The sequence below is a fragment of the Streptomyces sp. OfavH-34-F genome (assembly GCF_022347745.1).
In the GTDB taxonomy this organism is placed as follows: Bacteria; Actinomycetota; Actinomycetes; order Streptomycetales; family Streptomycetaceae; genus Streptomyces.
This window is the reverse complement of sequence record NZ_JAKRGC010000231.1, coordinates 1-10,389: the sequence shown is the minus strand read 5'-3', so window position 1 is coordinate 10,389 and position 10,389 is coordinate 1. Positions and strand designations below refer to the sequence as shown.

Sequence of the window (10,389 nt, the reverse complement as noted above, 5' to 3'; positions counted from 1 at the left end):
TGCACGGACGCGGCTGGTCGATCGCCGCGACGGCGCTCGCCGCGCTGCTGGCGCTGGTCACCGCCGGTTCGCCCGCGCGGTACGCGGTGACGGGCCTGGTCACCGGCTCGCTGAGCGGCACCGTCCACATACCCGTGCTCCCGCTCCTCGCCGCGGCCGCCGTGGCGACCGCGGCGCTCGCGCTCGCCTGCCGGCTCACATCGGTACGCGGCTGAGTAAGCTCGTACGTATGAGTGAGGACAGGAACGGGCGGACGGAAGCGGAGTCCGGGTCCTACTGCGAGACGGGCGCGGCCGAGACCCCGGAGCGGGCCGAGGGGCCGCCGTACGCGGAGTGCGTGCTGTGCCGGGAGCCCACGGAGTACGCCGAGTCGGTCAAGGGGATCACGCTGTGCCCGGTCTGCGAGTGGCAGGAGGCCCAGCGCTCGGCGTGCTCCGGCTGACGGCGCTCCGTTTCACCCGGCCATCAGCTCGGACACCCTGACGAAGCGGTAGCCGCGGTTCCGCAGTTCCGGCACAACCTGGCGCACCGCTTCGGCGGTGACCGGGGCGGCGCTGCGGGTGCAGTGCATGACGACCAGCGAACCGGACCGCACCCCGTCCAGCACCTGCGCGGCGACGGCGTCCGCGTCGGTCGCGAAGGCGTCGCCGCTGACGACGTCCCACTGCACGGCGGTCACCTTCTCCGGCCCGAGGGCGCGCAGCGTGGCGTCGTCGTAGCAGCCGCCGGGGAAGCGGAAGTACGGGACGACGTTGCGGGCGCCGGTGCGGCGGATCGCCGCGAAGGCCCGGCGCACCTCGTCGCGCATCGCGCCCTCGTCCACGGTCGGCAGCCCGTAGCAGGGCGAGGTGAAGGCGTAGTGGCTGTACGAGTGGTTGCCGATTTCGAACAGCGGGTCGGTGCCGATGGAGCGGGCCTCCGCCGGGTACTCCTCCGCCCACCGCCCCGTCATGAACACCGTGGCGGGCACCTTCAGCCGGCGCAGCAGGGCGATGAGTTCCGGGTTGTCGAAGCGTTCGCCGGCCGCCGCGCGCGGGCCCTCGTCGGCGGTCATGTCGGCGTCGAAGGTGAGCGCGACGACCTTCGCGGCGTGCTGCGCCCCGCGCTCGAAGACGGGGGTCACCCCGCCGGGCCCGGGGGCCATGACGGGAGCCTGCCGCTCGGCGGACGCCGGGGGCGTGGGGGAGGCGGCCGGCGGTGCGGGAGCCGGACGGGGCTCGGCCCGGCCGCAGCCGACGAGGACGGCGCCCAGAACACCCAAAACGGTCAGTTTGTGTGCATATCTGATCACGTCCGGAAGCTAACCGATCGACCGGCGGGGATCAGCCACACACCCCCTAGGCGGGCGGCGCCCCACGCAGATGGCGCATGAGCTGGTCGAGGGCCGCCCAGCTCTCGGCGCTCTCGCCGTCGCCGAGCGGGTAGTAGTACCCCGGCCGTCCGCCCGGTCCGAGCCGCACCGGAGCCTGTGCGAGCGGGGTCCGGGCGGCGGTGTCCGCCCCCACCTCCCGCACTTCTTCGGAGCCGAGCACGAAGGCGCACGGCAGCGGTGGCCGCTCGAAGCGGGGCGGGGCGTGCAGATCGCGGCGGCCCTCGCCGACCCGGCACAGCATCGTCCGCAGCCCGTGCCGGTTGACCAGCTCGTCGGCGAGCCCCGGCAGCGCGTCCAGGGGCGGGCGCTCGCCGGGGCCGTGGCCGAGGACCAGGGTGATGTCCTCCTCCACTCCCTCCGGGGTGCGGCTCACCCGCAGGGTGGCGACGGCGGGCCGGTCCGGGCCGCCGACGGCCACCAGCCAGGTGGGCCGGGGCGCACGCTCGTACGCGAGGGCGGTGAGCCGGCGCCGCGACCAGATGAGACCGGCCGGCTCCGACGTCCCCCAGCCGGCCGGCGGCGCACCGGTCAGCGCGGTCCAGGCCGCCTCCAGAGCGCCGCCGAGGACGAGGTCGGCAGTGGGCCGGTGCGTGGTCCGCAGCGAGACGACGAGCTGCCGCTCCTCGGTGGGCCCCGCCTCGGTGAACGCCTCGGCGACCGGGGTCCGCCCGTCCGCGTCCCGGTCCGGGGAGAAGACGTCGTCCTGCCAGCGGAGCACGGCGCCGGTGAGCCCGTCGTAGTAGCCGCACCGCTCGTCCCGGACGACCCAGCGGGCGTCGGTGGACTGGAGCAGCAGCCGGGTCGGCAGCGAGAGCATGCAGTGCGGCGGGGTGACGATCTGGAGCGAGCGGTCGCTCTCCACGGTGGCCCGGAGCGCCTCCGACAGCCAGCTCGTCATGGGGACGACCGGACGGTCCTGGAGGACGACGGCCGCCTTCTCGGTGAGCATGTCCACGGCCGGCTGCGCGGCGGCGGGTGCGGGTACGGCCGTGACCCCCGAGGTGATGTCCGAGACGTCGAGGGGCCGGGCAGCGCCGGAGGTGCCGGGGGCGTCGGCGGGCCAGACCGTGCCGCCGAGCAGCATGGTCAGCCGCGCGGCGAAGGCCCCGGCGAGCGCGTCGGCCCGCTCCACCCCGGCGGCCGCCCGCGCCTCGACCCACCACCAGGGCCCGTCCCCCTCCGGTGCGGCACCGGGCCCGAGCAGCCGGGCCGCCTCCCCGGGCACCTGGATCAGCAACGGCACCTCCACGGACACCAGAGGCCGCCCCTCGTCGTCGCACAACTGCACGACGGCCCCTTCCCCGGCGGACCCCACCCGCAACTCGGGCCCCCCGGCGAGCAACCCGGCGAGCACGCTCATGGAGTCGGGCATGCGCCGGGTGAGAGCGACGACGTCCTGGGTCATACGGGGCCCTTCCCCTCGATGTGTACCTGCCGCGCCGGCCCCCGCGGCGGGATCACCTGAACCTCGGCGCCGCGCGCACCGAGCCATGCTTCCAGTTCCGCGCCGCCCACTTCCCGGGAGCCCTCGCCGTCGACTACCGTGACCGGCCCGAAGACGGTGCCGGTGAGGCCGCGTACAACGGTGTTGTCGTCGACGATCACCTTGAAGGTGTTGTGGGTCAGAACCGCATCGGTCAGGTCCGCCCCTCTCAGGTCGAGACGGAACAGCGACGCACCCATGATGCGCGTGCCGCGAAAGCTCGCTCGCGACGCATCGACGCCGTGCAGCGATGAGTTGACCATGTCGGCACCGTCGAGCAGGGCGGACCGGAGTACGGCCCTGTCGAGCTGCGCCCGGACGAGGTCGGCGCCGGCCAGATTCGCCCCGGTCAGGTCCGCCCCGCTGAGGTCCGCACGGTAGAAGCTCGCCGACGCGAGGTCCACGCCCGACAGCACCGCGTCGATGAGCCACGCGCTGGAGAAGTCGCCGTTCGCGAGACGGGCACCCCGGAAGTCGTGCTCGATTCCGTACAGGTCGTAACTCGTGTCGTCGAGCCATTCCCTCAGCTGCCGCGCTGCCGCCGGATCGGCGGGGAACGCGGCCGGTTTCCATGCCATGGGCTCGGACAACGCGCACCTACCGCGACGGCCGGCGCGGCGGAATCACCTGAACCTGTCCGCCGCGCGCGGCGATCCACGCTTCCAGTTCCGCGCCGCCCACCTCGCGTACGGAGTCCCCCTCGACGACGGTGATCGGGCCGAAGACGGTGCCGCGCAGTCCGCGCAGAACTGTGGTGTCGTCGGCCTTGATCTCGAAGAAGTTCTCCTCGACCACCGCGTCGGACAGGTCGCTGCCCCGCATGTCGACATCGAGCAATTCCGCACCGATGAACCGGGTTCCCCGGAAACCGGCCCCCCGGGCGTCGACATCGCACAGCGAGGCGCCGACCAGGTCCGCACCGTCGAGCACCGCCGACCGCAGGACGGCCTCGTCCAGATTGGCCTTCACCAGATCCGCATCGGTCAGGTTCGCGCCCGTCAGGTCCGCCGACTGGAGGTCGGCGCGGTAGAAGGAGGCGCCGACGAGCCGGACCGCCACCAGGACGGCGTCGGTGAACCAGGAATTCGAGAAATCCCCACCGGAGAGGTCGGCCCCCCGGAAGTCGCACCCCATTCCATTGAGGTTGTATTCCTCGGAGGCGAGCCACTCGTGGAGCCGCTCTGCCGCCGCAGGGTCCACGGGGAGCGCGGCAGGCTTCCAATTCTTACGGATACCAGATGACACGGTCTCCCCAACCATTCTTCTCGACGGCGGCCTTGACGCTGTCGATCGCTGCTTGATTCGCATTGCGCACATCGATGATGACGATGCGGCCGCGGGTTTCTATCTGTTTCGCAAGCTGCTTCTTGACCCACGCCCCGTTATTGGCCGGATCGTACGCGCCCTTGAACGGCTGCGACTTGTCGCGCACATTGTTGAAGGGCGGATAATCGGAGTGGACACCCTTGATGTCATAGTACTCACCGGTGGTCTCGGAATAGAACTCGCCTTTGTCCGCCCCGTCCGGCCGCCGGATGTCCTCCGGCAGGCGCCCGCTCTCCCGCAGATCGAGGCCGACGCGGGCTTCGTCCATCGACTTTTCGTCGACCTGCCCCTTGTGGTCCGGGTCGTGCTTCAAATGGTCGAACTCGTCCGGAGCCCGCTGTTCCACCTCGTCCAGGTGGTCCCAGTGGGCCGCCCGCTCCTCCGGCGTGAAGGCGGGCAGCGGTTCGTTCGGGCGGTCGCCGCCGCCGTGCGGGCCTTCGGCCGGGCCGTCGTTGCCCGAGCCGTCGCCGTTGCCGTTGCCCGAACCGTTGCCGTCGCCGTGGCCACCGCCACCGCCGCCCGGAGTGTTGGCGTCGGAGCCGCCGCCGCCTCCTCCGCCGCCGGTACCCGTACCGGGCTCGCCCCCGCCCGACCCCGTCGGATGCTCCGTCACATGGCCGGCGTCGGTCGACGGGGGCGTGTGGTGCGTCGTGCCGCCGCTCGACGCGGGGGGCGGGTTCGTGGAGTTCTCCGCGCGGCTCGGTCCGCCCGCGCCCTCCAGGATCTTCTCCTCGGCCGGCAGCTCGTTCTTGTGCGGTTCGCGGACCGGCTCGGTGTCGGGGACCGGGTTGCCGTGCTCGTCGCGGATGATCCCGTCGTCGCCGATCACGCGGGTGTTGCCGCTCTCGTCCACGTACCGCAGGCCGTCGTCGGTCGTCCGGACCATGTCGTCGACGCCCGCGCTGCCCGCCTTCAGGCTCGCCATCAGGTCGCCGGCCTTGATCTTGGTGACGCCCGCCGCCTTGCCCAGCCAGGTCATCGGATCGACCAGCACACCCGCCTTGCCCGCCACCGCCGCCGCGTCGGCGACCGTGCCCGCCTTGCCGGCCTTGCCCAGCTTGAGCAGGGTGCCGGAACCGAGGGTCACCACGTTGAACAGCACCGTGCCGAAGGCGCGCGACGGGTCGGTTCCCCACTCGTCCCAGGCGACCAGGGACTTGCCGAAGTTGCGCAGGGCCGCCTTCTGGCGGTCGCTGTCGCTGTGGTCGGTCGGGCCGAACATCTGGTCCATCGCCCAGTCGTACGGCGTCATGATGTACGCGCTGACGCCGCCGAAGACGTCACCGATGCCCGACCACGTCTTCTTGAAGTTGTCCCAGTCGAAGACGTTGACCATGCTGCCGAGGCCCTTGATCGTGCCCCAGACACCGTCGACGAAGAAGCCCTTCAGCGCACCGCCGACATTGTCCTTCGTCCACTCCCACGCGGCCCGCAGCCCTGTGTACTCGCGCTCGTCCACCGTGCCCCACGGCGTCTCGCTCGCGTCCTTGACGTCGTCGGCCTTGAAGCCGTACATGCCCTCCTTGTGCGAGCCGTCGTCCACGACGAAGTGCGTACCGCCCACCAGCGCGGTGATCTTGTTGGCCGCGTCGCGCTCGGCGCCCTGGAAGGCCACCCAGGTCGTCCCGACCTCGTGGACCAGGCGTTCGTTCTCGTCGATCTTGTCCTGGTCCTGCTGCCAGTCGTCGTCGTCCTTGTTCTCCGCGACGAACTTCGCCGCGTCCTCGCGGAGCCGGTTCATCCGGGCCACCAGCGGCCGGGCCGCCGTCGCGAAGCCCGAAAGGGCCCCGCTCACCGTCTCCAGCTTGTCCGCGAACGCGTCCGCCTTGTCCCGGACCGGGATCGTGGAGTCGAGCAACTCCTCCTGCTCCGGCGCGTCGTACACCGGATCGAGAGTCTGGAAGGCCTCGTGGACGTCCTTCCCCGTGGTCCGGATGTCGGACGCCGTCGTCTTCAGCGCCGCCGCATGCGTCTCCAGGGTCTCCAGATTGCCGGTGAAGGTCGGTATCTTCCCCAGGTCAATCATTTCGTGAGGCCCTTGCCCTTCAGCTCCTCGGGCGTCGGCGCCTTGGAGTACAGCTCCTGCTTGTTCTTCGCCATCTCCAGATCGCCCTTGAGGTACTCCTCGGTCGCCAGCCGCGCCCCGGTCATGGACTTCGCGGTGCGCACGGGCAGGAACTTCAGATCGTCGAGCGTGCCCTGCTGGAACTCCTGCAACGCCTGGGCCACCGGCCCGAACGCGCCGCCCTCGGGAAGCGCGGTGCCGCCCAGCACCATCGTGCCCGCCGACGTCGCGGACCCCACCAGGTGACTGTTGTAGGAGGTGAACTCCTTCTCGAACTCCCCGCCCACCTCGGCGGTCTTCATCAGGACCCGGCGAACCCCGGCCGGGTCGATGTCCCATTTGGTCACGATGCCCCCCGTCAAGAATCGTTGCCCCTGCGCCCCGGCCCACGCGCGCCCCCCGGCGCGCGCACGAAAAGGCGCACCCCGCCATCCTGCACCGGCTCACCCGGATGGATCAAACCCCGTGTTGCCGAATGCAAAGGAATGGCCGGATGCGCCCTCGCCCCCGTCAGTCGGTCAGCGCCACGGGCCCGTCACGGCGAACGTGGTGCCGGGCGTGTACACGTTCACGTACATCGTCCGGTGGTCCGGTGCGAATGTGACGCCCGCGAACTCGCCCCACTCCGGGTCCTCCTCGGTGCCGATGTTCTGCCGGCCGCGTGCCATCGCGTACACCTCGCCGCGCCGGGTGAGCCCGAACACGTGCTGGGCGCCGCCCCCGTCCTCACAGACCATCAGACCGCCGTCCGGGGCCAGGGTGATGTTGTCGGGGGACTCGCCGGGGAGCTGGAGATCCGTGTCCGGGCCGAAGACGACGACCAGGGTCAGCCGCCGGCGTGCCGGGTCGTACCGCCACACCTGCCCGTAGTGGTCCGCCGCCGAACCCTCGTCGCGGTGCGCGAAGCTGGAGACGAAGTACACGCACGAGCCGCCCCAGTAGCAGCCCTCCAGCTTCTGGGCGTGGGTGATGCCGCCGCGCCCGAAGTCCTGGAAGCGGATGGGCGTTTCGGCGGCCTGCGGGTCCGGTACGGGAACCCACTCGATGCCCTCGAACACCGTCCCGGTCTCCTGGACGGCCGAGAGGTCGGGCACCCCCGGCACCCGCATGGCCTCCAGCCGGCCGCCCGCCCGCAGCGACCCCGTACCGCCCAGCGGCTTGCGCGGCAGGAAGCGGTAGAAGAGGCCGAACGGCTTCTCGAAGGCGTCCTCCGTCTCGTACACCGTCCCGTCGCGCGGGTCGATCGCCACGGCCTCGTGCTGGAAGCGGCCCATCGCGGTCAGCGGTACGGCGCCGGTGCGGCGCGGATCGGCGCCGTCCACCTCGAAGATGTAGCCGTGGTCCTTGGTGTAGCCGTTGGTGCCCGCCCGGTCCTCGGTCTCCTCGCAGGTCAGCCAGGTGTTCCAAGGGGTGCGCCCGCCCGCGCAGTTCACCGCCGTACCGGCGATGGCGACGCGCTCGGACAGGACCCGGTTGCCGCCGTCGAGCTCCAGCGCCGTGCACCCGCCCTTGCCCATCGGGTCGTACGTGAGCCCCGGCACGGTCGGTACGGGGATCGCGGCGTTCACCCGGTTCTCGTGGTTGCGCACCAGCCGGACCCGCCCGCCCCGGCCGGTGAACGCGGCCATGCCGTCGCAGTGGCTGGGCACCCGGCCCTCGCCGGAACGGAGGGGATCGCCCTCACGGGAGAGCACCCGGTAGCGGAATCCTTTCGGCAGGTCCAGGAGGCCGTCCGGGTCCGGGACGAGCGGGCCGTAGCCGCCGTGCCCGATCGCGGCCGAACTGCCCGCGAACAGTTCGGTGAACGCGCCGGTGAAGGCGATGGAGACGGCGGCGGCACCGCTCGTGGCGAGCACGCTCCGGCGGGACGGGAGGGGACGGGGTGCGACTGACATGGGCAACTCCCTGCTGGGGGGACAGGTGGCATGGCTTCGTCAAGATCTGGCCTGCCCGTTCGAGGCCACCGGTGAACGTTGCCACGCCGGGCAGTCCGGATCGGCGCCGACGCTCCGGGGCGGCGGCAGACGGCAGACGCGGCCGTCGCCCGGCCGGGTGCCGGGCCCCGGCCGGGCGTACCGGCCCCCGTGCGAATGACGGTGTCCCCGGGGCCGGCGGTGGACGCCGGCCCCGGGGACACCGGGGGAGTGCGATCAGGCGAGCGAGGCGCTCAGCGTGATCGTGGTGCCGGAAAGCGCCTGGCTGACCGGGCAGTTGGCCTTGGCGTCCTCCGCCGCCTTGGTGAAGGCTGCCTCGTCGAGTCCGGGCACCTCGCCGACCACGGTGAGGTGGATGCCGGTGATGCCGGTACCGGGCTGGAAGGTGACCTCGGCCTTGGTGTCCAGCCGGGCCGGCGGGGTGCCGGCCCCGGCGAGGCCGTGCGACAGCGCCATCGAGAAGCAGCTGGAGTGGGCCGCGGCGATCAGCTCCTCCGGGCTGGTCTTCCCGTTCGCCTGCTCGGCACGGGACGGCCAGGAGACCGGGTAGTCGCCGATCCCGGAGGAGTCGAACGTGACGACGCCCGTGCCCTCGGTCAGATTGCCTTCCCAGACCGTGTGCGCCTGACGCGTGGTAGCCATGCTGGTTCCCTTCGAACGGAATGCGCGGTTGTACGGGGACGGCGGAGCACGGCGTCGTGTCCCGCCGGGTGGTACGTCCTTACGCCCCCGAACCTACTGCGCCACCAGCTCCTTCGCGTCACGTGCCAGTGCGGTGAGACGGGAGATCGCCCGGAAGTACTTCTTCCGGTACCCGCCGTTCAGCATCTCCTCACTGAACAGCTGATCGAACGGCACCCCGGAGGCCAGGACCGGGACCTCCCGGTCGTACAGCCGGTCCGCGAGCACCACGAGCCGCAGCGCGGTCGACTGGTCCGGCACCGCCCGCACCTCGGTCAGGCACACCGCCCGCACCTCGTCCGTCAGCGCCCCGTACCGGCTGGGGTGGACGCGCGCCAGATGGTCCAGGAGCGCCGGGAAGTCGTCCAGGCTGGCGCCCGGCGTGGCGTACGCGGCCCGGGTGACCTGCTCGTCCGAGTACGGCGGCGGGGCCTCGGGCAGGCCGCGGTGGCGGTAGTCCTCGCCGTCGATGCGCAGCGGCCGGAAGTGCGCGGACAGGCCCTGGATCTCGCGCAGGAAGTCGGCGGCGGCGAACCGGCCCTCGCCCAGCTTGCCGGGCAGCGTGTTGGAGGTGGCGGCCAGCGCGACGCCCTCCTCCACCAGCCGGCTCAGCAGCGAGGACACCAGCACGGTGTCGCCCGGGTCGTCCAGCTCGAATTCGTCGATGCACAGCAGCCGGTGCCCGCTCAGCGTCCGTACCGTCTGCTGGAAGCCCAGCGCGCCCACCAGGTTGGTGAGCTCGACGAAGGTGCCGAATGCTTTCAGCGAGGGCGCGGCGGGGGTGGCGTGCCAGAGGGAGGCGAGCAGATGGGTCTTGCCGACCCCGTACCCGCCGTCGAGGTACACCCCGCGCGGCCCGGCCGGCGCGGCGGCCGCCTTCCGCCCGAACCACTTGCGTTTCCCCGCTCCCGACGCGTGCGCCCCGCCGAGTCCGGCGGCGAAGTCGCTCAGCACCCGCACCGCCTCGGTCTGGCTCGGCTGGTTCGGGTCGGGCACGTACGTATCGAAGCGCACCGCGTCGAAGCGCGGCGGCGGCACCATCTCGGCGACCAGTCGGTCGGCGGGGACGTGCGGCTCGCGGGCGCACAGGGACAGCGGGGCCGCTTCGGCTATGGGGCTGGACCCCGGCGCGGCGTGGGAGGACGACACAACCGTCAAGTTTACGACCCGTGTCACACTGCCGGACATGCGACGTCTGTTCCCTGTGACCGACCCGACAGCGACCGCCGCCTCCCACGCGTGGAGCCTGGACGAGCTGGCCGACGCCTACGCCTACCCGGAGACGGACGGCCCGTGGCTGCGCGCCAACATGGTGTCCACCCTGGACGGGGCCGCCCAGCACGACGGCCGCTCGCAGCCCATCTCCTGCGAGAGCGACATGCGGATCTTCGGCACCCTGCGGGGCCTGGCCGACGTGGTGATCGCGGGGGCCGAGACCGTACGGCAGGAGGGCTACCGCCCGGCGCGGGCGCGGGACGCCTTCGCGGCGCGGCGGGCGGCGGCCGGCCAGACCGCCGCCCCGGCCGTC

The 10,389-nt window shown here is 72.0% G+C and carries 11 protein-coding genes and 1 pseudogene; 3 read left to right on the top strand and 9 right to left on the bottom strand.

From position 1 onward, the window contains the following. Positions 1-215: pseudogene (locus tag MHW47_RS25950) on the top strand (ABC transporter); the annotation flags it as partial. Between the two features lie 14 nt (positions 216-229). After that, a complete protein-coding gene (locus MHW47_RS25945) occupies positions 230-442 on the top strand; it encodes a hypothetical protein (RefSeq protein WP_239226190.1) in 213 nt (70 codons plus the stop codon). Positions 443-454: 12 nt separating this feature from the next. Here the strand turns inward: MHW47_RS25945 and MHW47_RS25940 are convergent, their stop codons facing one another. From MHW47_RS25940 to zapE, 9 genes are all read right to left on the bottom strand, one after another. Further along, positions 455-1,144 (bottom strand): polysaccharide deacetylase family protein, encoded by a 690-nt coding sequence (locus MHW47_RS25940; RefSeq protein WP_239226189.1) that lies wholly within the window; start codon positions 1,142-1,144, stop codon positions 455-457. Between the two features lie 193 nt (positions 1,145-1,337). Next, positions 1,338-2,777 carry a DUF6177 family protein gene (locus tag MHW47_RS25935; protein ID WP_239226188.1) on the bottom strand — a complete coding sequence of 480 codons (1,440 nt, stop codon included), beginning with the start codon at positions 2,775-2,777 and terminating at the stop codon, positions 1,338-1,340. Continuing rightward, complete coding sequence (locus MHW47_RS25930; RefSeq protein WP_239226187.1) at positions 2,774-3,445, bottom strand: pentapeptide repeat-containing protein; 672 nt, start codon at positions 3,443-3,445, stop codon at positions 2,774-2,776. The genes MHW47_RS25935 and MHW47_RS25930 overlap by 4 nt, the downstream gene beginning before the upstream one ends. A 7-nt stretch (positions 3,446-3,452) precedes the next feature. After that, on the bottom strand, positions 3,453-4,055 hold the full coding sequence (locus MHW47_RS25925; protein WP_239226186.1) for a pentapeptide repeat-containing protein: 603 nt from the start codon (positions 4,053-4,055) through the stop codon (positions 3,453-3,455). Between the two features lie 25 nt (positions 4,056-4,080). Further along, positions 4,081-6,207 carry a hypothetical protein gene (locus MHW47_RS25920; RefSeq protein WP_239226185.1) on the bottom strand — a complete coding sequence of 709 codons (2,127 nt, stop codon included), beginning with the start codon at positions 6,205-6,207 and terminating at the stop codon, positions 4,081-4,083. Next, complete coding sequence (locus tag MHW47_RS25915) at positions 6,204-6,593, bottom strand: DUF6507 family protein (protein ID WP_239226184.1); 390 nt, start codon at positions 6,591-6,593, stop codon at positions 6,204-6,206. Before MHW47_RS25915 ends, MHW47_RS25920 begins: the two co-directional genes overlap by 4 nt. A gap of 171 nt (positions 6,594-6,764) precedes the next feature. After that, positions 6,765-8,141, bottom strand: coding sequence for an alkaline phosphatase PhoX (locus MHW47_RS25910; protein ID WP_239226183.1), 1,377 nt, complete (start codon positions 8,139-8,141; stop codon positions 6,765-6,767). Between the two features lie 255 nt (positions 8,142-8,396). Continuing rightward, a complete protein-coding gene (locus tag MHW47_RS25905) occupies positions 8,397-8,822 on the bottom strand; it encodes an OsmC family protein (RefSeq protein ID WP_111338845.1) in 426 nt (141 codons plus the stop codon). Positions 8,823-8,915: 93 nt separating this feature from the next. After that, positions 8,916-10,010 (bottom strand): cell division protein ZapE, encoded by a 1,095-nt coding sequence (gene zapE / locus MHW47_RS25900; RefSeq protein ID WP_239226182.1) that lies wholly within the window; start codon positions 10,008-10,010, stop codon positions 8,916-8,918. 37 nt (positions 10,011-10,047) lie between these two features. On the opposite strand from zapE, the gene MHW47_RS25895 reads away from it, so the two are divergent. Continuing rightward, the coding region (locus tag MHW47_RS25895) for a dihydrofolate reductase family protein (protein WP_239226181.1) at positions 10,048-10,389 on the top strand (342 nt) is incomplete at its 3' end.

Bases quoted from the DNA above. Each gene is read 5' to 3' on its own strand.
- MHW47_RS25945 (WP_239226190.1), top strand. From the start codon at position 230: ATGAGTGAGGACAGGAACGGGCGGACGGAAGCGGAGTCCGGGTCCTAC.
- MHW47_RS25940 (WP_239226189.1), bottom strand. From the start codon at position 1,144: ATGGCCCCCGGGCCCGGCGGGGTGACCCCCGTCTTCGAGCGCGGGGCG.
- MHW47_RS25935 (WP_239226188.1), bottom strand. From the start codon at position 2,777: ATGACCCAGGACGTCGTCGCTCTCACCCGGCGCATGCCCGACTCCATG.
- MHW47_RS25920 (WP_239226185.1), bottom strand. From the start codon at position 6,207: ATGATTGACCTGGGGAAGATACCGACCTTCACCGGCAATCTGGAGACC.
- MHW47_RS25910 (WP_239226183.1), bottom strand. From the start codon at position 8,141: ATGTCAGTCGCACCCCGTCCCCTCCCGTCCCGCCGGAGCGTGCTCGCC.
- MHW47_RS25905 (WP_111338845.1), bottom strand. From the start codon at position 8,822: ATGGCTACCACGCGTCAGGCGCACACGGTCTGGGAAGGCAATCTGACC.